The organism is Aquamicrobium aerolatum DSM 21857 (genome assembly GCF_900113935.1).
In the GTDB taxonomy this organism is placed as follows: Bacteria; Pseudomonadota; Alphaproteobacteria; order Rhizobiales; family Rhizobiaceae; genus Aerobium; species Aerobium aerolatum.
On the sequence record NZ_FORF01000006.1, the window covers coordinates 46,687 to 67,101 of the forward strand.

Below are 20,415 nucleotides of genomic sequence, written 5' to 3' on the forward strand. Positions count from 1 at the left end.
TTTAACGAGACCCTATGATCCCGCCGCGCTTTCTGAACAAAACAACCCCACCGCATCTGTTCACTTTGGTGATCGCCACAGCCACCGGCGCGCTCACAATGAACATTTTTCTGCCTTCGCTTCCCGCGATAGCAAAGCATTATCAGGCAGATTATGCGGTCGTGCAGCTGATTGTGTCACTCTATCTGGCAGCGACTGGCACCCTTCAATTGTTCATCGGCCCGGCCTCGGACAGATATGGGCGCCGGCCAGTCATGCTGACGTGCTTCGTCGTCTTCATTCTTGGCTCAATAGGCGCTCTTTTTGCGCCCACCATCGAAACGCTGCTCGCTGCTCGCATACTTCAGGCGTTCTCGGCGTCCGGAATGGTGCTCTCACGCGCGATCGTGCGGGATACGGTGTCCACCGACGAAGCTGCCAGTCGCATTGGCTACATCACCATGGGCATGTCCGTCGTTCCCATGATCGGCCCCTTCATCGGCGGTCTGCTGGACGAGTATTATGGCTGGCAGGCTTCTTTCCTGCTTATTCTGCTGTTCGGAACGCTGGCGTTTGCACTGATCTATCTCGATCTTGGTGAAACCAACAAAAACCGTTCAGCACATGTAGGAGGACAGATCCGCAGCTATCTCGAGCTTGTCCGCTCCGCTGATTTTTGGTGCTACACGCTGACTGGCGGGTTCGCTTCCGGCTGCTTTTTCGCCTTTCTTGGCGGTGGTCCGTATGTTGCGACAGTCATGCTCGGTCTTTCACCCTCGCAGTACGGAATGTACTTCGCTCTCATGTCAGTCGGCTACATGGCCGGAAATTTCGTCTCTGGACGCTTCTCCCGTGATGTCGGGATCAACCGGATGATGCTCGCCGGCAACATCGTGACCGCACTGGGCATCTTCATCGCCCTCGCGTTCATATTTGCCGGTATTTTCACACCGCTGTCCTTCTTCGCGCCGATTGCCATGATCGGCATTGGCAACGGAATGGCGCTACCAAATGCAAATGCCGGCATTGTGAGCGTGCGCCCAAGACTTGCTGGCGCAGCATCAGGCCTCGGAGGCGCATTGCAAATTGGAGCAGGTGCAGGGATGGCCAGCCTGGCGGGTGCTCTGCTGTCACCAACCAGCGGCCCAGTACCTTTGTTGATCGTCATGTCCGTCTCGGCCGTAGGCGCATTATTTCCAACACTCTACCTGCTCAGGCAGGTTCGCCCATCGGATCAGAGTTAATCGGCCGCGAGAGTATCCACAAATGCGTCGATCCTTCGCCCAGCAGCCATTTCGTCATTGCAATCTTGCTGAAAACAATGGGATCATCGATACAAAGCTCGCATAAGAGCGCTTCAACGGTCTCGGGCGAAGGAACAACTGCGAGACCATAGATGATTTGAGAGGAACAATATGCCTATGTTGTCGAAAGTTTCGTTGGCCCTGTCTGCTGCAGCTTTTGCGCTTTCACTTGGCTCCGCACAGGCGCAGGACAAGATCAGGATCGGTACTGAGGGTGCATATCCTCCTTTCAACGCATTGACGGCGGACGGACAGCTTGTCGGCTTCGACATTGATATTGCACGCGCGCTCTGTGAAGAGATGAAAGCAGAGTGCGAGTTCGTCACCCAGGACTGGGATGGGATCATTCCTGCGTTGCAGGCCAGCAGATTCGACGCAATCATCGCCTCGATGTCGATCACCGACGAGCGTAAGCAGCAGGTCGATTTCACGGACCCCTACTACACAAACTCGCTGGTTTTTGTCGCTCCCAAAGACTCGGACCTGATGCCGGATAACGCTGGTGACAAGGCAATCGGGGTTCAGGAAGGCACCATCGCTGCAATCTTTGCCGAGGAAAACTATCCGAATGCCGACGTAAAGGCCTATCCTTCCCAGCTTGAAGCATGGGCGGACCTGCAGAATGGTCGCGTCGACTCGGTTCTCGCGGACTTCGGCGTTCAGTATGACTGGCTCGAGACGGACGGCAAGGAATGCTGCGAGTTCAAGGGCGACGTTGTGAGCAGCGACGACAAAATCGCAATCGCAATCCGCAAGGGTGACACCGCACTCGCGGAAAAATTCAACACCGCTCTCGCTGCAATCCGCGCCAATGGCAAATACGCGGAAGTGAATGCGAAGTATTTCCCCTTCGACATTTTCGGCGAATAATCGACCTACGGGGCGGTGAGCCTAGCCGGCTCCCGCCTCGCTGGCGCGGCGATTGAGATCTGCACACCCATCTGCCGGCATCCATTTCAAGTTATTTCATCAAGCATTTTGCAGAAGTGGCAGCGTTACAATTGCTGTCATGACGTGCCCAATCGACGGGATTGCGATCGAGATGGACAGGTTTCTGTCACTGCTGTCCTTTAGCCCCGATGGCTGGGGTGACGAAATTGCATCCGGGCTTCTGGTGACAGTCTCGCTGGCGCTGGCCACCCTGCCCTTCGGCCTTGCTGCGGGTTTTTTCATCGCATTGGCAAAGCAGTCGAGCGAGCCTTCACTGCGCCTTGCCGCGAACATCTACACGACGATCTTTCGCGGCCTACCCGAACTTCTGACACTGTTCCTCGTGTTTTATGGCGCGCAACTGGGCGTGCAGCAACTCGCCTCGTTCCTCGGCATCGAGACGGCTATAGAGATCAATGCATTCGTCGCCGGCATGGTCGCGCTGGGTGCGGTGTTCTCGTCATATGCCAGCGAAGTCTTCCTGTCCGCATTCCGTGCGATACCTCACGGGCAGTACGAAGGCGGCTGGGCGGTCGGCCTGTCCTCCTTTCAGACCATGCGGCTGATCATATTTCCGCAACTGGTCAGACTGGCCCTGCCCGGCCTTTCCAACCTGTGGCTGATCCTTTTGAAGGATACTGCTCTGGTGTCGGTGATTGGATTGTCGGACATCATCCGGCAGGTCGGCATCGCTGCGCGCGTCACACGAGAAGCGTTCTTGTTCTTCGGCATCGCCTGCCTCCTCTACCTGGCGCTGGCCATGCTTTCGTCAGTCGTGTTTGGCTATATTGAGCGCTGGGCGCGCAGGACGGAGGATGTCAAATGAGCACCGCCTCCCGCCTGGATGTAATCAAGCCGCCTGAACCATCCCGCGCCTGGACGAAACAACGTATCGTTGGATATTTTCTGGTGTCGCTGTGGGGACTCGCGGCACTGGGATTGATCATTTTTCTGGTGCGGGCGTGGAATCCGGAGCTTTTCTCCAGATATGCACCAAGCTATTTTTCCGGGCTGATCATCACGATCCAGCTCGTGGGGCTTTCGCTGCTGCTTGGCGCGCTTTTGTCCCTGCCGATCGCCTATGCGCGCGATGCCACGAGCAAGTGGGCGGCCTGGCCATCCTATATGTATGTCTACTTCTTTCGCGGCACGCCGCTTTTGGCCCAGACATTCTTGATCTACTATGGTGTCGGATCGTTCAAATCCCCGCTGGAGGCACTCGGCCTGTGGTGGTTTTTCCGCGATGCCTGGTACTGCGCGCTGCTGGCATTCACGCTCAATACCGCCGCCTATCAGGCGGAAATCCTGCGGGGCGCGGTGAAGTCCGTTCCCAGCGGTCAGTGGGAAGGCGCTGATTCACTTGGCCTGCCCCGGCTGCTGACTTTTCGAAAAATCGTTCTTCCTCAAGCCCTGATCGTGGCGCTTCGTCCCTATGGCAACGAGATCATTCTCATGATCAAGGGCTCTGCGATTGTCGCGATCATTACCGTCTACGACCTGATGGGAGAAACGCGGCGCGCCTATTCGCGCACATTCGACTTCCAGACCTATCTGTGGGCGGCCATCATCTATCTTGCGATCGTCGAAACGCTGCGCAACCTCATCGAATGGATCGAACGTCGCATCACCCGGCACCTCAAACGCTAGCGCGACCTGTCGAACAATCACCCCCAAACAAGGAGTTGGCGAAATGGCCAAAGTTGCTTTTCTCGGGCTCGGCGTCATGGGTTACCCGATGGCTGCCCATCTGAAGAACAGGGGTGGCCATGATGTCACAGTTTACAATCGGACCACGGCCAAAGCCGAACAGTGGGTAGCCGAGCACGGCGGCAACTTTGCCACCACGCCCGCTGAAGCAGCTCGTGGCATGGATTTCGTTTTCGCATGTGTCGGAAATGATGACGATCTGCGCTCGGTAACGCTTGGTCCGGACGGTGCATTCCAGTCGATGTCCAGAAATGCGGTCTTCATCGACAACACGACGGCTTCGGCTGATGTCGCGCGAGAACTCGACGCAGAGGCACGCAAGCTGGGCTTCGGGTTTATTGATGCCCCGGTGTCGGGCGGTCAGGCAGGCGCGGAAAACGGGGTGCTCACGGTCATGTGCGGCGGCGATGAAGAAAACTTCGCCAAGGCACGACCTGTCATAGAAGCTTACGCGCGTATGATCGGCCTGATGGGGCCGGCTGGCTCCGGCCAGGTAACCAAGATGGTCAATCAGATCTGCATTGCGGGATTGGTACAGGGGCTCGCCGAAGGCATTCATTTTGGCAAGAAGGCGGGCCTCGACATCGAAAAAGTGATCGAGGTCATCTCCAAAGGTGCGGCCGGCTCGTGGCAGATGGAGAACCGACACAAGACCATGAATGCCGGTCAATATGATTTCGGCTTTGCGGTCGACTGGATGCGCAAAGACCTTGGCATCTGTCTCGCCGAAGCAGATCGCAACGGTGCGTCCCTACCGACCACCGCGCTGATAGATCAGTTCTACAAAGATGTGCAGGCGCTCGGTGGCGCCAGGTGGGATACCTCATCGCTGCTCGCGCGCCTCGAGCGATAGGACAGGATGAAAGGCGGCGTGATCGACTTGTCGGACGCGCCGCCTCGACTTGGTAAGCTAGGCGCCACCATCCTTGTCCAGAACCAGATAGTCGAGCGGCAACTGGGTGGTATATTTTATCTGTTCCATCGCGAAAGTCGACGAAACGTCGCGAATTTCGATCTTTCCGATCATGCGCTTGTAGAAGGCGTCAAACGCCGCAATGTCGGGCACGACGACGCGTAGAAGATAGTCGACGTCACCGCTCATCCGGTAAAACTCAACGACTTCCGGAAATTCCTGAATAACTTCGGAAAAGCGCTTCAACCACTCGATGCTGTGCGTGCTGGTACGGATAGACACGAAAACGTTGACGCGGGTATTCACCTTTGCGGGATCAAGAACCGCGACCCGCCGCTGGATGACGCCTTCCTCCTCAAGTTTCTGAATGCGCCGCCAGCAAGGCGTCGTCGACAGACCAACCTTTTTTGCTACATCAGCAACGGCGAGTGTCGAATCTTCCTGCAAAAGACGAAGAATTTTGCGATCAAGGCGGTCCATCAGGTGCTCCAATAGAATCTCATTCCATTGTGGAGCTCTCCAACGCGCAAAACAAGAAATTTAATCTCATGGAAAACGCTGAAACAGCTGGTTTCGACTAAACGGGGCGTCAAATACGGATTCGTATTTCCTGCTGCAGAAAAGGTAGCAAATCCATCTCAAACCACGGGTTGCGTTTCAACCAACTCGTGTTGCGCCATGAAGGATGCGGCAAGGGGAGAATCCGGGGGGACGTATTGCGCATGACGATGGACCGCCAGTCTGCGACACGCTCACTGAGTGTCGCGCGTGCATCCTTGCCCAGATGCCATGCCTGTGCGTAGCTCCCCACCGCCAGAACAAGCTCAATCTGTGGCATCAAGGCAAGCAATTGCTTGCGCCATGCTGGCGGGCATTCAGGCCTCGGCGGCAAATCGCTGCCCCTGATGTCCTGGCCCGGAAAGCAGAACCCCATCGGCACGATAGCGAAACGATCCGCGTCGTAGAACTCTTCCCGGGTCACCCCCAGCCACTGCCGCAAACGGTCGCCTGAACGGTCATCGAACGGAATGCCTGACGCATGTACCCTCGTTCCCGGTGCCTGCCCGGCAATCAGCACGCGCGCGTTCTGCGAAGCGACCACCACCGGATTGGGTTCATGCGGCAGCGGCTTCTTGAAGGGCGCGTCGCGACAAATCCGACAAAGCCGGATCTGCGCAACAAGTTCGCCGAGCGGCAATTCCATCAAGCACTCGCGCTTGGTCGCGCGGAAACTGAACTATGCCAGCGCCTTACATGGACCAATTCATCTGGCACAGTAATGCGTGCGGGCTTCATGAAATCGACCGCAATCAGTCCGGTAATGTCGGCGATGCTATAGTCGTCTCCGGCAATGAATTCACGATCTGCAAGCTCGCGATCAATGAGATGCAGGAATGCGAGCGCCTTGGGCTTGTTCGCCTCACCCCATTCCGCAATCTGTGGCACCTCCCAATCCTTCATGGCGGGATGAATGTGACGGAAAGCGTGCGCCACCGGCATCAGAAGGTTCAGTTCCATACGCCGCTGCCACTCCTCCACCTTCGCGCGTCCCAGTGGACCTGTCCCGAAAAGCGGCTTTTCAGGATAGCACTCTTCAAAATAGCGACAGATCGCTACAGATTCCGTCAACACCGTCCCGTCATCGAGCTCGAGAACCGGCAGACGCTGCAAGGGATTGCGGTTCGCAACCTCCTCGTCCCGATGGCCCAGCGCGCCCATATCGACCGGCACCAGAGGAACCTCGATGCCTTTCTCGGCCAGAAAGACGCGCACACGGCGCGGATTCGGTGCCTTTCCACCATCAAACAGCTTCATCTTACCTATTCCTCCAGAGCCCCTTGAAGGCTCTCTTAATCATTGTGAGCTAATCTAAGGGAAGTATCTCGAACAAGTTTAGCCCGTTAGTCTTCATGGCGTTTCAACAGTCCGGCATTGCGGACAAGAATATTGTGGATCGCAGAAGAACGCATCGCAACCCTGACGTTGCGCGCGCGGTGCGACGCACGCGCGATCGCTTGTCGCAGCAAGCAGGCAATCCTGTATTCGACCGTGAACTATTGAAGATACATGCCAGATCCCTGATCAATGGCTCTGTCGCGATCCCACTCCTGGTAGCCCTGGTGGCCGGGGCGGGAATTTTCATGGATATCGGGATCAATGTTCTGGTGTGGGCGGTCCTGACGCTCGCCTGCTACACCGGGCTCGTCCTGTTCGCTCAACGGGTCGAACGGCAGGATGCGGCCGAAATCAATATCGAGAACGTCCGGCGCATCTTCCTGCTGTGGCATGCGGTCAGCGGCCTTGGATGGGCCTATCTGGCGTGGCTAGCCTGCAGTGAATGCCAGGTCGAACAATTTCCAGTTCTGAAAGCGGTCATCCTGCTGCTCGTCATTGCGGCCACCGCCATATTCTGTTCGGCACTTGGGGGCGCACTGGGCGTTACCTTCGCGCTTCCCGTCATGATTTTTCTGCTGTCACTATTCCTGGCGCCTGACTGGCAGCCGGTCGAAGCGATGATGGCAGCGTTGCTCATCGTGTCGCTTCCGTTTTTCAGCTTCATATCGCGCAGCCTTCATTCCTCAACGGTGATGCTGCTGGCATTCCGGGCCGAGAAAGATTTTCTGATCGCAGAACTGGAAACGGCGAAGGCCATGTCGGACGAAGCCCGACGTCGCGCAGAAGAAGCCAACCTGGCAAAATCCCGCTTTCTGGCGACCATGAGCCACGAGCTGCGCACTCCGCTCAACGCAATCCTTGGTTTCTCTGAGGTCATGGCATCCGAAGTTCTCGGGCCGATGAACAACGCGACTTATCGCGAATATGCAAATGACATCCATGGATCAGGGCGTCATCTTTTGCATCTCATCAATGAAATCCTCGATCTCTCGCGGGTGGAGGCCGGACGCTACCAACTCGCCGAAGAGCCGGTACAGCTTGAGCACGTCGTTGAAGAGTGCTGCCACCTGATGGAACTGAAGGCGCGAAACAAGGACATTCGCGTCTTGCAGCAGTTTGAGCCGAATCTACCTCGAATTTTTGCCGATGAGCGGTCGTTGCGGCAGATCACATTAAATCTGCTGTCAAATGCCATCAAGTTTGCGCCCAGCGGCAGCGAGGTGCGCGTGCGTGTCGGCTGGACCGCAGGCGGAGGCCAGTACATCTCCGTGAAGGACAACGGTCCGGGGATCCCCGAAGACGAAATCCTCGTCGTTCTGTCGGCGTTCGGCCAAGGTTCAATTGCGATCAAAAACGCCGAACAGGGCACTGGGCTCGGCCTGCCGATCGTTCAGGGCCTCGTCGCTCTTCATGACGGCGAGTTCCAGCTTCACTCCAAGCTTCGGGAAGGCACCGAGGCGATTGCGGTCTTCCCTCCGCGTCGCGTTATGGAAGAACTCCCCGCCCTGCCGCATCAGGTCAAGATTGCAGCAGCCGGTGGGCGACGTCGTTAAAACGTGTCGCAACCCTTCGGATTCGCTCACACGCTTTAAATTGCTCTATTCGCGGAAAGCCATCTGGGTGTGAACCAAGGCTGCATTCTTGACCACGCAGGCAGCAAATGCGGCTCCGGCACCTTCGCCATCACCCAATCCAAGATCAAGCAACGGGACCAAGCCCATCCGTTCTGCAGCCTTGCGCATGCCTGGCTCGCTGGAAACATGGCCGAGCAAGCAATGGTCGATCGCGGTCGGCTCAGCAGCGCGCAGCACCGCAGCGGCGGCGAGCGGCACATAGCCGTCAAGAATCACTGGAGCCTTTTCAACCCGCGCTGCCAGAATAGCGCCCGCGGCGGCGGCGAACTCCCGCCCTCCAAGGCGGCAAAGGGCTTCCAGCGGATCTTTCAGATTTGCACCATGCAATGCCAGCGCAGCGTCAACCGTATTTGCGTCGCCGCCGGGCCCGACCCAATCAGCACCCGTCCCGCCAAAGAGCGCAGCCATCAGCGCCGACGCGGCAGTTGTTCCGCCGACCCCGACTGTGCCCACACACATCAGATCGATCCCCCCAACAACAGCTTCCATGCCGAAAGCCATCGTCACGGCGCAGCCCCGCTCGTCCAGTGCAGGTTCGGTCCCGATATCCCCGACGGGCAAATGCAGTGCGAGATCGAAGATCTTGAGGCCCAGATCATTGGCAGCGCACAATTGGTTGACCATCGCACCACCTGCCGCGGCGTGCTCGATCATCGATTGCGTCTCCTTGCCTCCATAAGGTGCAAGCCCGTGCGTTCCCGCAAACAGCGCGACCAGAGGACGCAACACCTGCGGATCACGACCGGTCCAGGCAGCCAGCCACTCCGAAATTTCACCGACGCGGCCAAGTGCCGTCCCTTGTAAACTCAGCCGGGCATTCCGCTCAGCAACGCGCTTACGCGCTGCCTCGTCCGGGCCGGGCAGGTTTTTGAGAAGCTGGCGAGTGTCATCGAATGGGAGGCCGGTAGTCATCGTTCTTCCGAAACTGATTGCGGGTTTCGGTGGGCATAACCCCTCGCGTGCGGAAGCACAACGGTTGCCGCCTTGCATTGCGAGAAGCCGTGCCCCATGTGGATTGTAAACTTCGGAGAGCGGCAAGGCCATGACAGCCATCGAATCCCCCTGCACTCTTGTGTGCAGTATCGATCTCGCAAGTGGCTATTGCTTCGGCTGCGGACGGACAGGCGCAGAAATCGGCGCATGGATCAGCATGACGGTCGACGAGCGTCGGGACGTGATGGCCCAGCTGCCGGCACGGCTTGCGACATTGATACGCCCCGCCCGCCGGGAAACACGCCGTAGCCAATTGGCGCGGGAACGAGGAGAAACATCCTCGTGAGACGCGACATGCTGTTGTGGTTGGTACTTGGCGCTATTGCCATTGGCTCGGCACTGTTGCTTTTCAGCGAAGATTCAGGGCGCGTTCTTGGCATTGAAGATGAGATTTTTGCGCACACGCTCTACCTTGGCACCTTGGGCGTCGTCATCGCGGCTGGCATTCTGGGCTCAGGGCTGCGTTTCGGCCAGGCTGTGCGCAGCGCAGCACTCTGGCTTGCCATCGTCCTCATCCTCGTCGCCGGCTATCAATATCGCTATGAAATTCAGGATGTCGCCAGCCGGGTAAGCGCGGGTCTTGTACCGGGGAGCCCACTATCGCGAACGGACGCCGACGGCCGGATCTCGGTCCTGCTTGAGCGTCTGGGCAATGGTCACTTCGAGGTGCGGGCCGTTATCAACGACGCTTCCGTTCCCGTGATGATTGATACCGGCGCTACCTCAACCGTCCTGACTTATGACGATGCCCGACGCGCTGGGCTGAATCCGCAGAACCTCGCCTACAATATCCCGGTGATGACGGCCAACGGGCGCACCCACGCGGCGCGCGCCACCGCAGATGAAATACGTGTCGGTGATATCGTGCGCAAGCGCGTACCGGTCCTCGTCGCAGACACCGGAAGGCTCGAGCGGAGCCTTCTGGGGATGAATTTCATCGGGACACTTTCCGGCTTCGACATGCGTGGTGAACGGCTGATCCTGAGAGACTAGATTATTGCTCCCGAAAGCGGGAGCCGGTTTCGGGAGAGCGTGTGCAGCGAACCAGAAAGGTCGCGGCACGCAACTGCTATACGAGACTGATGATGAAACGGACCGCTACGAATACGCAGAACAGACCGAACCCGATCTCAAGCTTTCGCTTCGACAAATTGTGAGCAAGCGTGACGCCATAAGGCGTTACAATCATTGCCAACGGGATGATGAGTGCGACGGCAATCCAGTTGATGAAGCCCGTCGACGCGATCGGGAGTAGCGGGTTGCCCCAACCTGCCCAGATATAGCCAATGGTTCCCGGTATCGCGATCAGCACACCTACACCAGACGATGTCGCGACAGCCTGATGGATCGGTCTGCCAAACAGCGTCATGAAGGTGTTGTTCAGAACCCCGCCGCCAATTCCCATGAGCGTCGACAGATAGCCAATGACAACACCGATCATGCTGAGTGCGGGATTTTCGGGCAAACGGGTGCCGAGGCGCCAGCTTTCACGGTTAAAAAGCATTCGGAATGCAACAAGCAGCATGATCACTGCAAAAATGGATCGCAAACCCGCACTGGAAATGTAGGCCGCCGTCAGTGAAGCCAGCACCACACCGATCGGCACCGGAACCAGGAACTTGCGCAGCAGTTCCATGTCGACCGCGCCCTTGGCCTTGTGGCTGGTAAATGAACGGATGGCCGTCGGAACAATGATCGCGAGCGACGAGCCCACCGCAAGGTGCATGATGACACTCTCGTCAACATGCAGCAACTGAAACACCTGATAGAAAACCGGGACCAGGACAGCCCCTCCTCCTATGCCGAATATTCCGGCCAACAGTCCTGAAACCACGCCTGACGCAGCGATGGTCACGGCGAACGTAATCAGTTCGCCAACCGGCATATCCAATGCTGACATCAAATTCCCCGCCTAGATCACATATCGGACTGGTGCCTCACCGCGCTCTGCGGTCAGTCCGTATTCTCATTAAAGTCAAGCAGCTCAGGCCGCTGCGACCGCGTCGTGCAGCCGAACTTCAGCAAATGCGCGCTGGATTACCTCCGGGCCCGCATCTCGTTGGGTCGTGTCGGTCGACAGAATCTGCCGCCAGCGACGCGCGCCTGCAAGGCCATGAAACAGCCCGGTCATGTGTCGGGTTATGTGAACCAAACGCCCCCCACCTTCTATGTGGCGCGCTGCATATTCAGCCATCGTATCGATGATACCCGCCCAGTCGGTTTGAACAGAAGGCGCTCCAAAAATTTTCCTGTCGACATCCGCAAGCTGGCTCGGATCGTGATAGGCTGCACGTCCCAGCATCACGCCATCCACACCGGCTTCCAACTGGATGACAGCCTCATCCAGCGTCTTGATGCCGCCATTGATACCGACGAAGACATTCGGCAATCGTTGCTTCAACCGGTAGACCCGCTCGTAGTTCAACGGTGGAATGTCGCGGTTCTCCTTTGGCGACAATCCCTGCAGCCACGCCTTGCGCGCATGGACCCAGATCGCATCGGCACCGGCGGCCAGTACGTCATCGGTCAACCGATCAAGCGCTTCCTCGATGTCCTGATCATCAACGCCGATCCGGCACTTGACGGTCACAGGTACCGGGACAGCTGCTTTCATGGCACTCACGCACTCCGCCACCAACTCAGGAGTCCTCATCAGACACGCCCCGAATGTGCCGGACTGAACGCGGTCAGAAGGACAGCCGACATTCAGGTTGATCTCGTCGTAGCCGAACTCCATGCTCGCCCGCGCCGCTGCCGCCAGCTTGACCGGATCCGATCCACCCAATTGCAACGCAATCGGGTGCTCGCTGACATCATGTCCAAGCAAGCGCTCACGATCCCCGTGAATGATCGCATCTGCAACCACCATTTCGGTGTAGAGCAACGTCTGCTTCGTCAACTGACGGAAAAGAAATCGGCAATGCCGATCTGTCCAGTCCATCATAGGCGCAATGGCAAATTTATTGTTATATTTCATAGACTTGGAACAGTTATTAAAGTTGGCACATGACATTCGGCCGACCGCGGAAGCTCACTTGGGAGTGAGATATCATTTACTGAGGGAGGCGGACAAGCTGCAAAGCATTTACATCTAGAGCGACTTAAACACGTTCCCCCGATGGTGGCTCATGTAGGTTCGGTGTCCATCAGTGAGAGCTCGCAGCGTAGCCGTTTCCGATATCCCCGCAGCCTCACGCTGGGGAACGGGCAGCCGGTCGGAAAGCATTACTGCTCCCGCATCGTTGAATGTAATTAAGCCGGCATCGAACGCCGCATCGTAGGCTGGTCCAAGAAGCAGGCCGTTATGAACATCAAGTCGCTCCCGGTTATCAGAGTCGCGCCAGGGCTTTATGTGCGAAGCGCGTAAAAGAGGCTCAATTTCCAGGCCAGTCACGGCGCACTTACCCGACCAATGCTTCAGCAAGTCCTGACGCCAACGCCCCTGCCCAAGCCTCGCTCTAATCAAGGCCTCACGTGTAGTTTCACTCGGTATGGTCCGAGCCAGGGTATCCGCAACCAGTTCATCGACTGGGGTGGCTATCGCTAACCGCTCGCAAATCAGCTGCCCAGCTTTTGGAGGAACGCTGAACAGATATCCTTGAACGCCTTTTTTCAGCTTGGTAATTGGCGAGTTCCGTTCAGGCAGTAGTTCGACCAGCTCGTCAACGAAGGTCGAAATGGGTATCGCTGGTTGGATGGGCTGGTACACCAAGTCAACGCGGCGGCCATCATCTTGCCAGCCACCCTCAAACTCCACCGGCTGAGGTGCGTCGTATGCCGGGGTGGATGCAATTCCAATGGCGCCTATGGACTGCTGCGCATAGGAGAAAATAACGTCTCCGGGCTGAACGAGCGTCATGTTAGACCAGTGATGGAATACGACGCCCCCGGAACCGCGTTTTGGCGCCCAAAGATAGCCACCCTCGCGCTCCTCCCTAAAAGTTTTGTTTTGTGAAACCCACCAATACGCCATACCCATAAATTCCTGTGCTTCGAACGGCCTACGCTGCCATCTGATATCAAAAACCCCAGATACAACACCTACTTTAGTCAGCGTGAAACAGCATGAGCGTCAACGCCGAATGGAGCAAGCCCAGATGACAGATGAGCAGAAGATCAAGCGGCTGCTGGATCATCGGATGCAGTCGGTTGCGACGCTCAATTGGGCCCTAGAACTGAGATCGCATTGGAAAGAAGCACCCTCAATAGCTGTCTACATCGACGGCAAATTGATGATCGAGGGCAACCTGAATGCGGTCACCAACCCGATGATTGAAGTGGGTTTGGTGCATTGCCGTGCGTTACTGGAATTCTTGGGACTGTGCGACGAAAAGGGATCGCTCGGTCAGATCAAGAAGCGGCGCGGGAGTGACGTCGGCGTCGAGGGCTTCCGCAACGCCGACGGCCCCTTGAAGAAGGTGGACCCGGAGGTGGCGTTGAGCAGATATGAAGGGGAGCGGTCTGAGGCCGAGCGCGCGCTGGTGCAGATACTGCATGTCACCAATAAGGGGCTAGCGCACAACACAATGAGCCTCATTGAAGATCCGGAAGACTCCAGGCTCATTGAGATTGCAAGTCGTGGTGTGCCAGCCCTGATGATCAGCTACTTCTACACGCCGCTCGGACTGCCGAAGCCAGACTCCAGGATCACGACACGGCGGAGGGAGCCGTAGGGTCGATACCAGCTTCTCCGGGCATTACCGATTAGATATCAAAAGTCGATAATATCCAGCAAGATCAATGAGTTGAGCCATTTGCCGGTTGCCATTCACCTGCTGCGTGGCTAAGCTCTGAACCGTGGGCAGAGCACGCGACTTGCGTAACTCAATCAACTGCAGGCGGACGGTATGAACACGGCTATGATTTTGGTGGCACAGTACGGGAAGGCGATTATCCCCGTGGCGGCGGTGGCTCACGATTACTTCGATCTGACGGCCCCAAAGTTCATTCGCAAGATTCAAACGGGCGAAATTCCCCTGCCGCTGGTGCGAATGGAAGCGAGCCAAAAGGCAGCGCGGGGCGTCCATGTATCCGATCTTGCTGCATACATTGACCGCGCTCGCGAGGATGCGAAGCGGATTGTAGGCGAGAAGACCATGAAAGAGTGGCGACGCGCCGCCCTGCCTTAGCTCGCCATTTGGCCCATTTCCCCACCTAGGCCGATTCAGCCGGACATCTCGGAAAAATGTGGTCCAATTCGTGGTCCATCGCAAGTTCCGAGCGAGATTTCCTCAACTCATTCAGGTATTTACAGCAATAATCGATCCCGTCCATCATCGGGGCTGTGGAAAATCTGTAGTTCGGATAGGTCACGGGTGTCAGCGATCTCGATCAAAAGTTGCGGCTGGAGGCCGTGGTGAGGGCGGAGCTCCAAGCGCGTTGACGCGGTGTATAACCTATCTCGCAGGAACAGTCATTCTTTCGGCAAATGCGGATCTGATAGGGCAGCAGCTGGGCGGCTTACAGGAACCGACGTTCGCGAGGTCCGCTTCGCCAGTCGGCTTTCACCACTGCTCTGCAGGATCGTGCGGAAACTGGGGTGCATCCCTCCATCCACATAGGCATGTGCGCTCAGCGCACTTCCGCTGGACACAAGCGTTTCCATCGTCTCCAGATCGGACTGCGACCGACTTGCGATGGCTGGACTGAGATTGCTGCTTGCTGGCGGACACGTCGTGAGCGGATCTTGTGGCTGACCGCCGGCAAACTCCTGGTCGAAGACATATCTGCCACCGCAATACGAAACCTTAGGTTGCCTGCGGGTCACTTCGAAAATGTCGTATCCACGCTTCAGGTCGGTCCAGAACGCAAAATTGGGGTCATTTCGGTATTTTGCCATGTTTCCGGGCGTCATCCTGAACGGATAGGCCTGCACCTGAAACGATCCCTGCCCGCCCTTCAGTGCTTCACGGACGACTGCGTAGATCTCGGCGACACCATCATCCGTCATGGCATAACAACCTGAAGAGGAGCAGGCGCCATGCACCATCAACGCATCGCCAGTATAACCCATGGCGGCTTCCAGGCGGTTTGGATATCCCAGATCAAATGACAGATAATAGCTGGAAAGCGGATTCAGCATGCGGGCGTCGACATGATAGAAACCTTCGGGTGCCTGTCGGTCTCCGCTTCGCGTCTTCGGCCCCAATTTTCCGGACCAGCGACATATCGGGTAGGTCTTCAGCAACGCAAATTTGCCACTGGCGTCGCGCTTCCAAAGCTCAAGCTCGCTTTCCTGCTTGAAAATCCGGACGAGCACCGGCGACGACTGCGACATCGAGCGCTTGGACATCTCGCCTCTGAGTGAAGCCGGAATGGGTTGCGTCGCGCGACCGTCAACTGAAAGTGTCGAGGTTACACAGCCGCTGAGCGCGAGCGCGAGCACGCCGGTTGCTACTGCCTTCAGAGGGGGCCACATCATGCGTCTTTCCGTGCAGTGAAATTCAGGCTCGCCCACCGACCCGCCTATATATTGAAGGTGGGAAGGTTAACGAGATGTTTAGCACGAAAGGTCGCGTCAGAACACCGCACGATCCGTCTCGCCCTGGTGCCGGCCTGATTGAAATGCTCACCATCCCTCCCGATATTCCCTGTGACTGGAGAAAGATGCGATGCTGTCTATCGGAGATTTGGCGCGCCACACCGGCGTAAAGGTTCCTACGATCCGCTACTATGAGCAGCTGGGGCTGCTTGAAGCGGCGGATCGCAGTGAGGGAAATCAACGCCGCTACGAGACGACGCAGCGAGATCAGCTGGCATTCATCAAACATGCGCGAGATCTTGGCTTCACCCTGGAAGCCATACGCGAGTTGCTCGATTTAAGTGCTCATCCCGAGAGTTCCTGTGCTGGAGCAGACGACATAGCTGTACGGCAACTGGAAAATGTGCGGGACAAGATCGCGCGGTTGCGCAAACTGGAATCCGAACTTCAACGCATGGTTGGCTCCTGCTGCAACGGCGACGTGAGCGAATGCTACGTCATCCGCTCACTTGGCGATCACCATCTTTGCCACAGTGATCACGACTAGCCCTTTTGAAGCTTGACCCTCTAGCTACTAGAGGTCCTATCTAAGTATTCCTGTAGCTTCAGGAGAACAGATATGGACGTTTCTACGCGTCAAACCCGCTTTCGGGTCGAAGGCATGGACTGCGCCAGCTGCGCGACGAAGATCGACACGGCGGTTCGCCGAATTCCAGGTATCAATGATGTCCATGTCTCGGTCGTCGCGGGAACAATGTCCGTGGATCACGACGAATTCATCGATATGGCGGCGGTCGAGCGCAAGGCGTACAGCCTCGGCTACAAGACCACACAGATCAAAGACGAGCCGGAAAAGCGTCTATCGGGTGACAATGATCGCGACCCGCTCGCTGGAATGCACGGGCATGACCACGGACCCTCAGAAGGCCCATGGTGGCGGTCAGCTAAATCGCGCCTGACAATCGCCTGTGGTCTGGCGCTGGGCGTAGCGTTTCTGGTCGCGCAGGCTTTTCCGCAGTCCCAGCCATGGGGCTTCATTCTCGCAATGGCCGTGGGTTTGATCCCGGTCGCGCGCCGTGCGTTCGTTGGCGCGATGAATGGCAGCCCCTTCTCAATCGAAACCCTGATGACGGTCGCAGCGCTCGGTGCGGTCGTGATCGACGCCTCCGAAGAGGCTGCCGTGGTGGTCTTTCTCTTCCTACTGGGTGAACTGCTGGAAGGCATCGCAACAGGACGCGCGCGCGCATCAATTCGGGCGCTTGGAGCACTCATGCCTAAAACGGCAATTGTCGAAACCGATGGAGTTCTAGAAACGGTCGCCGCAGACAGCCTGGCGCCCGGAACGATCACCGTTGTACGTCCCGGCGATCGTGTACCGGCCGATGGGGACGTCGTTTCCGGGGACAGTTCTGTCGATGAAGCGCCTGTCACCGGCGAATCCGTGCCAAAGCGCAAGGTTGCCGGCGACCGCGTGTTTGCCGGTACGGTCAATCAGGATGGCGTTCTGCGGATAAATGTTACCGCATCTGCGTCCGACAACACGATTTCCCGGATCATCGCTCTGGTCGAGGAGGCGCAGGAATCGAAAGCGCCGACGGAACGTTTCATTGATCGCTTCTCTCGCTACTACACCCCGGCAGTGATGATTGTGGCGTTCTTGATCGCAGTGATCCCACCTCTTGCCGTAGGAGCGGACTGGGGACCCTGGGTATATCGCGCCCTCGCCGTGCTGCTGATCGGCTGCCCGTGTGCGCTCGTGATCTCGACACCAGCAGCGATTGCCGCAGCCCTTTCGGCGGGCGCCCGTCGCGGCCTGCTGATGAAAGGCGGTTCCGTTCTGGAAAATCTCGGCAGGGTCAATCTCGTTGCATTTGACAAGACCGGCACTTTGACCGAAGGCAAGCCCAAAGTGACCGATGTCGTTGGCGTCGATCGCGATGAGCGCGAAACCCTGCGTCTTGCAGCTGCACTTGAGGCAGGCTCAAGTCATCCACTTGCAGTTGCAATTCTTGCACAGGCCAAGGCCGACGACATTCCTGTCACGCCAGCAGAAGACGCGCGCGCCATCGGCGGCAAGGGCGTGGCAGGCGTGGTGGACGGCGTCCAGCTGTTGTTTGCGTCGCCCAAAGCCGCGAGCGAGCAGCTTAGCCTTGACCCCGAGCTTCTCGCACGTATCGCTTCTCTGAATGATGAAGGAAAAACGGTATCGGTGCTGCTCGCGGGTAGCGAAGTCGCCGGGCTCATCGGGATGCGCGACGAACCCCGTGACGATGCACGCAATGGTATCGAGGCACTACGGGAGCTTGGCGCTGATACGGTGATGCTCACCGGCGACAATGCCAGAACCGCCAAGGCGATAGGGTCTTCCCTCGGAATGCAGGTCCACGCGGAACTGCTACCACAAGACAAGCAGCGGATTGTCCGTGAAATGCGCTCTGACGGCCGGTTCGTTGCGAAGGTCGGCGACGGAATCAATGACGCACCGGCGCTTGCAGCAGCCGATATCGGCATCGCCATGGGGGGCGGCACGGACGTCGCGCTGGAAACGGCAGATGCAGCAGTTCTGAATGGACGGGTTCGCGACGTCGCCAACATGATCGTTCTATCGCGCCTGACGATGCGCAACATCTGGCAGAACATCACCATATCGCTTGGTCTGAAGGCGGTTTTCCTCGTGACAACGGTCATGGGCATCACCGGCCTGTGGCCTGCCATTCTGGCGGATACCGGGGCAACCGTGCTTGTCACGGCAAATGCGATGCGTCTGCTGGCATGGCGTGGCGTCCAGGAGAGCTGACCCTCCCGTCACGCTGGCATATGCGCGCTCTGCGTGCCAAACCTCTGCCTGTTGAATCGATCGGGCAGAGGCTAGCGTGGGCAACGACAAGAAACTGACAAGTCTCGGCCTGCCTGCCCTTGCATCACTGTTGCTTGAGGCAGAACCAGCCCTGGCGCACGCTTCCGATCGTGGTCACGTGCTGCTCTTGCCCACTGAGCACTATCTCGTAGGCGGCGCGATCACCGTTCTGGCCAGCTTTGTCGTCCTGGCGCTCTTGCCGGCTGCTCCACTTCATCGTGCCATGCAGCAGCACTGGAGCCTCGCCTTGCCGCTCCCTCGCGCTCGCGCGATTGTCAGCACCGCAAGCTTCGGCCTCATAATCCTGCTTGTGAGCGCAGGCTGGTTTGGCAGTCGCGATCCTCTCGCCAATCCACTGCCTTTGACATTCTGGAGTCTGATCTGGGTCGGTTTGGTGGTTCTGCAAGGCGCCGTCGGGAATGTCTGGGGATGGATCAACCCCTGGTACGGACCATGGCGTATCGCCATGCTGTTGACGGCTCGATTGCCTAAGTCGCGAATGGCATGGCCCCGACATCTGACAACATGGCCATCCGTGGTCGGGCTCGCCGCTTTTGTCTGGTTCGAACTCGTCGACCCTGCGCCGGATGACCCGAACCGATTGGCAAATGTGATTGCCGGCTACTGGCTCGTCACTTTTGTAGCAATGCTGATATTTGGCTATCGTCGATGGTCTGCGCGGGGAGAATTCCTGTCCGTTTTCCTTGCAATTATTGCCCGCCTGCCTGCCGTTTGCATCGGTGAACGGAAGATCGTCCTGCGACTTCCCGCTGCCGCCCTCATGAATGCGCCGCGATTGCCGCCAAGCGGAGTTGTTTTCCTGCTCCTCGCGCTGAGCTCGGTAACTTTCGACGGCTTGCGGCACACCTTCCTGTGGATGCGTGTGATCGGCGTCAATCCCCTCGAATTTCCCGGTCGCTCGGCCGTGATGCCACAAACGACTGTGGGACTTACAATCGCCTTCATGCTTCTCAGTTCTGCCTTCGTAGGCGCCATTGTGCTCGGCCATGTCTTGGCTGGCACAACGGTACCTTTGAAGCGCGCCCTGTCTTGCCTGGTGTGGACAATCGTACCAATTTCATTCGCCTACCACTTTGCGCACTATCTACCGTCGCTTTTGATTGATGGCCAATTTGCGCTGGTCGCGTTGTCGGACCCCTTTGCGGTTGGTCAGGATTGGCTTGGTACGTCCAACTACCATGTCCAGGCAGCGCTTCTTTCGGCTGCGCAAAGTGTCTGGATACTGTGGAACGTCCAGGCTGCAACGATCGTTGCCGGCCACATCGTCGCGATCATCGCCAGCCACGTGATCGCCTGGCGGATCTACGGCGACGGACCAACTGCAATCATCACACAACTGCCGCTCGTCGTTGTGATGATTGTCTACACCGTGATCGGTCTGTGGCTTCTGTCTACGCCCACTGCCATTTAGACGAAAGAAGCGAGCGTTACGACGCGAGAACGCCAGTTTCCAGAAGAGACAAGCTTCGATACGCCAATCAAACGAAGAGACTTGCCCTGAAAAAATAGCGAAAACCAACAAATTTCTCTGAAGTTACGCCCGTTTTTGTTTGACAGCGCCTGTCTTATTGATGCGCGAAAAGCCAATTACGCTTCACCTGCTGGCATGGCGATACAATTGACACAACAGCGGTCATTGCTGACGTTTCGTTTCTCAACGTTTCGTGCCAAGGTGCGTTAGAGTTTGAGGAACAACACAA

Annotated in this window: 21 protein-coding genes; 13 read left to right on the forward strand and 8 right to left on the reverse strand. The window is 57.4% G+C overall.

Annotated elements, in window-relative coordinates:
- Positions 1–14: 14 nt before the first annotated feature.
- From BMZ42_RS06310 to BMZ42_RS06330, 5 genes are all read left to right on the forward strand, one after another.
- Positions 15–1,223 (forward strand): multidrug effflux MFS transporter, encoded by a 1,209-nt coding sequence (locus BMZ42_RS06310; RefSeq protein WP_091520009.1) that lies wholly within the window; start codon positions 15–17, stop codon positions 1,221–1,223.
- Positions 1,224–1,394: 171 nt separating this feature from the next.
- Positions 1,395–2,153 (forward strand): ABC transporter substrate-binding protein, encoded by a 759-nt coding sequence (locus tag BMZ42_RS06315; protein ID WP_091520011.1) that lies wholly within the window; start codon positions 1,395–1,397, stop codon positions 2,151–2,153.
- A 172-nt stretch (positions 2,154–2,325) separates the two neighbouring features.
- On the forward strand, positions 2,326–3,039 hold the full coding sequence (locus BMZ42_RS06320) for an ABC transporter permease (RefSeq protein WP_091520302.1): 714 nt from the start codon (positions 2,326–2,328) through the stop codon (positions 3,037–3,039).
- Positions 3,036–3,860, forward strand: a complete 825-nt coding sequence (locus BMZ42_RS06325) for an ABC transporter permease (protein ID WP_091520013.1) — start codon at positions 3,036–3,038, stop codon at positions 3,858–3,860. Before BMZ42_RS06320 ends, BMZ42_RS06325 begins: the two co-directional genes overlap by 4 nt.
- Positions 3,861–3,903: 43 nt before the next feature.
- Positions 3,904–4,773 (forward strand): NAD(P)-dependent oxidoreductase, encoded by an 870-nt coding sequence (locus BMZ42_RS06330; RefSeq protein ID WP_091520016.1) that lies wholly within the window; start codon positions 3,904–3,906, stop codon positions 4,771–4,773.
- Between the two features lie 57 nt (positions 4,774–4,830).
- Here BMZ42_RS06330 and BMZ42_RS06335 read toward each other — a convergent pair whose 3' ends face one another.
- From BMZ42_RS06335 to BMZ42_RS06345, 3 genes are all read right to left on the reverse strand, one after another.
- Positions 4,831–5,313: an Lrp/AsnC family transcriptional regulator gene (locus tag BMZ42_RS06335; RefSeq protein ID WP_091520019.1), complete on the reverse strand. Its 483-nt coding sequence runs from the start codon at positions 5,311–5,313 to the stop codon at positions 4,831–4,833.
- Positions 5,314–5,422: 109 nt separating this feature from the next.
- Positions 5,423–6,037 carry a uracil-DNA glycosylase family protein gene (locus BMZ42_RS06340; protein ID WP_091520021.1) on the reverse strand — a complete coding sequence of 205 codons (615 nt, stop codon included), beginning with the start codon at positions 6,035–6,037 and terminating at the stop codon, positions 5,423–5,425.
- Positions 6,037–6,648: a glutathione S-transferase gene (locus BMZ42_RS06345; protein WP_091520023.1), complete on the reverse strand. Its 612-nt coding sequence runs from the start codon at positions 6,646–6,648 to the stop codon at positions 6,037–6,039. The genes BMZ42_RS06340 and BMZ42_RS06345 overlap by 1 nt, the downstream gene beginning before the upstream one ends.
- A 95-nt stretch (positions 6,649–6,743) precedes the next feature.
- Between BMZ42_RS06345 and BMZ42_RS06350 the strand changes: the two genes are divergently transcribed.
- Positions 6,744–8,282, forward strand: coding sequence for a sensor histidine kinase (locus BMZ42_RS06350; protein WP_091520026.1), 1,539 nt, complete (start codon positions 6,744–6,746; stop codon positions 8,280–8,282).
- Positions 8,283–8,327: 45 nt separating this feature from the next.
- Here the strand turns inward: BMZ42_RS06350 and BMZ42_RS06355 are convergent, their stop codons facing one another.
- Complete coding sequence (locus BMZ42_RS06355; RefSeq protein ID WP_091520028.1) at positions 8,328–9,275, reverse strand: nicotinate-nucleotide--dimethylbenzimidazole phosphoribosyltransferase; 948 nt, start codon at positions 9,273–9,275, stop codon at positions 8,328–8,330.
- 130 nt (positions 9,276–9,405) lie between these two features.
- Here BMZ42_RS06355 and BMZ42_RS06360 point away from each other — a divergent pair, with 130 nt between their 5' ends.
- Positions 9,406–9,642, forward strand: coding sequence for a DUF1289 domain-containing protein (locus BMZ42_RS06360; RefSeq protein WP_091520031.1), 237 nt, complete (start codon positions 9,406–9,408; stop codon positions 9,640–9,642).
- Entirely contained in the window at positions 9,639–10,349 is a 711-nt protein-coding gene (locus tag BMZ42_RS06365; protein WP_342028922.1) for a TIGR02281 family clan AA aspartic protease, read from the forward strand. Before BMZ42_RS06360 ends, BMZ42_RS06365 begins: the two co-directional genes overlap by 4 nt.
- Before the next feature lie 76 nt (positions 10,350–10,425).
- On the opposite strand, the gene BMZ42_RS06370 is transcribed toward BMZ42_RS06365, so the two are convergent.
- The 3 genes from BMZ42_RS06370 to BMZ42_RS06380 all read right to left on the reverse strand — a co-directional run bounded on the left by BMZ42_RS06370 (position 10,426) and on the right by BMZ42_RS06380 (position 13,329).
- Positions 10,426–11,256, reverse strand: a complete 831-nt coding sequence (locus tag BMZ42_RS06370; RefSeq protein WP_091520035.1) for a sulfite exporter TauE/SafE family protein — start codon at positions 11,254–11,256, stop codon at positions 10,426–10,428.
- Between the two features lie 84 nt (positions 11,257–11,340).
- Positions 11,341–12,333 carry a tRNA dihydrouridine(20/20a) synthase DusA gene (dusA, locus tag BMZ42_RS06375; protein ID WP_091520038.1) on the reverse strand — a complete coding sequence of 331 codons (993 nt, stop codon included), beginning with the start codon at positions 12,331–12,333 and terminating at the stop codon, positions 11,341–11,343.
- A gap of 114 nt (positions 12,334–12,447) precedes the next feature.
- Positions 12,448–13,329, reverse strand: coding sequence for an HNH endonuclease (locus BMZ42_RS06380; RefSeq protein WP_175556651.1), 882 nt, complete (start codon positions 13,327–13,329; stop codon positions 12,448–12,450).
- Positions 13,330–13,438: 109 nt separating this feature from the next.
- Here BMZ42_RS06380 and BMZ42_RS06385 point away from each other — a divergent pair, with 109 nt between their 5' ends.
- Positions 13,439–14,029, forward strand: a complete 591-nt coding sequence (locus tag BMZ42_RS06385) for a hypothetical protein (protein ID WP_091520042.1) — start codon at positions 13,439–13,441, stop codon at positions 14,027–14,029.
- Positions 14,030–14,203: 174 nt separating this feature from the next.
- Positions 14,204–14,485 (forward strand): pyocin activator PrtN family protein, encoded by a 282-nt coding sequence (locus BMZ42_RS06390; RefSeq protein WP_091520045.1) that lies wholly within the window; start codon positions 14,204–14,206, stop codon positions 14,483–14,485.
- A 284-nt stretch (positions 14,486–14,769) separates the two neighbouring features.
- On the opposite strand, the gene BMZ42_RS06395 is transcribed toward BMZ42_RS06390, so the two are convergent.
- Complete coding sequence (locus tag BMZ42_RS06395) at positions 14,770–15,777, reverse strand: L,D-transpeptidase family protein (protein ID WP_244523183.1); 1,008 nt, start codon at positions 15,775–15,777, stop codon at positions 14,770–14,772.
- Positions 15,778–15,967: 190 nt separating this feature from the next.
- Here BMZ42_RS06395 and BMZ42_RS06400 point away from each other — a divergent pair, with 190 nt between their 5' ends.
- From BMZ42_RS06400 to BMZ42_RS06410, 3 genes are all read left to right on the forward strand, one after another.
- On the forward strand, positions 15,968–16,384 hold the full coding sequence (locus BMZ42_RS06400) for a MerR family transcriptional regulator (protein WP_091520046.1): 417 nt from the start codon (positions 15,968–15,970) through the stop codon (positions 16,382–16,384).
- Positions 16,385–16,456: 72 nt separating this feature from the next.
- Positions 16,457–18,634 (forward strand): heavy metal translocating P-type ATPase, encoded by a 2,178-nt coding sequence (locus BMZ42_RS06405; RefSeq protein WP_091520049.1) that lies wholly within the window; start codon positions 16,457–16,459, stop codon positions 18,632–18,634.
- A 76-nt stretch (positions 18,635–18,710) separates the two neighbouring features.
- Complete coding sequence (locus BMZ42_RS06410; protein WP_091520051.1) at positions 18,711–20,126, forward strand: hypothetical protein; 1,416 nt, start codon at positions 18,711–18,713, stop codon at positions 20,124–20,126.
- Positions 20,127–20,415 lie beyond the last annotated feature (289 nt).

Excerpts from the sequence above, each read along its gene's own strand:
- BMZ42_RS06320 (WP_091520302.1), top strand. The coding sequence starts at position 2,326 with ATGGACAGGTTTCTGTCACTGCTGTCCTTTAGCCCCGATGGCTGGGGT.
- BMZ42_RS06395 (WP_244523183.1), bottom strand. The coding sequence starts at position 15,777 with ATGATGTGGCCCCCTCTGAAGGCAGTAGCAACCGGCGTGCTCGCGCTC.
- BMZ42_RS06330 (WP_091520016.1), top strand. The coding sequence starts at position 3,904 with ATGGCCAAAGTTGCTTTTCTCGGGCTCGGCGTCATGGGTTACCCGATG.
- BMZ42_RS06380 (WP_175556651.1), bottom strand. The coding sequence starts at position 13,329 with ATGGCGTATTGGTGGGTTTCACAAAACAAAACTTTTAGGGAGGAGCGC.
- BMZ42_RS06315 (WP_091520011.1), top strand. The coding sequence starts at position 1,395 with ATGCCTATGTTGTCGAAAGTTTCGTTGGCCCTGTCTGCTGCAGCTTTT.
- BMZ42_RS06310 (WP_091520009.1), top strand. The coding sequence starts at position 15 with ATGATCCCGCCGCGCTTTCTGAACAAAACAACCCCACCGCATCTGTTC.
- BMZ42_RS06350 (WP_091520026.1), top strand. The coding sequence starts at position 6,744 with ATGGCGTTTCAACAGTCCGGCATTGCGGACAAGAATATTGTGGATCGC.
- BMZ42_RS06390 (WP_091520045.1), top strand. The coding sequence starts at position 14,204 with ATGAACACGGCTATGATTTTGGTGGCACAGTACGGGAAGGCGATTATC.
- BMZ42_RS06400 (WP_091520046.1), top strand. The coding sequence starts at position 15,968 with ATGCTGTCTATCGGAGATTTGGCGCGCCACACCGGCGTAAAGGTTCCT.
- BMZ42_RS06370 (WP_091520035.1), bottom strand. The coding sequence starts at position 11,256 with ATGTCAGCATTGGATATGCCGGTTGGCGAACTGATTACGTTCGCCGTG.
- BMZ42_RS06345 (WP_091520023.1), bottom strand. The coding sequence starts at position 6,648 with ATGAAGCTGTTTGATGGTGGAAAGGCACCGAATCCGCGCCGTGTGCGC.
- dusA (WP_091520038.1), bottom strand. The coding sequence starts at position 12,333 with ATGAAATATAACAATAAATTTGCCATTGCGCCTATGATGGACTGGACA.
- BMZ42_RS06405 (WP_091520049.1), top strand. The coding sequence starts at position 16,457 with ATGGACGTTTCTACGCGTCAAACCCGCTTTCGGGTCGAAGGCATGGAC.
- BMZ42_RS06340 (WP_091520021.1), bottom strand. The coding sequence starts at position 6,037 with ATGGAATTGCCGCTCGGCGAACTTGTTGCGCAGATCCGGCTTTGTCGG.
- BMZ42_RS06325 (WP_091520013.1), top strand. The coding sequence starts at position 3,036 with ATGAGCACCGCCTCCCGCCTGGATGTAATCAAGCCGCCTGAACCATCC.
- BMZ42_RS06360 (WP_091520031.1), top strand. The coding sequence starts at position 9,406 with ATGACAGCCATCGAATCCCCCTGCACTCTTGTGTGCAGTATCGATCTC.
- BMZ42_RS06335 (WP_091520019.1), bottom strand. The coding sequence starts at position 5,313 with ATGGACCGCCTTGATCGCAAAATTCTTCGTCTTTTGCAGGAAGATTCG.
- BMZ42_RS06355 (WP_091520028.1), bottom strand. The coding sequence starts at position 9,275 with ATGACTACCGGCCTCCCATTCGATGACACTCGCCAGCTTCTCAAAAAC.
- BMZ42_RS06385 (WP_091520042.1), top strand. The coding sequence starts at position 13,439 with ATGGAGCAAGCCCAGATGACAGATGAGCAGAAGATCAAGCGGCTGCTG.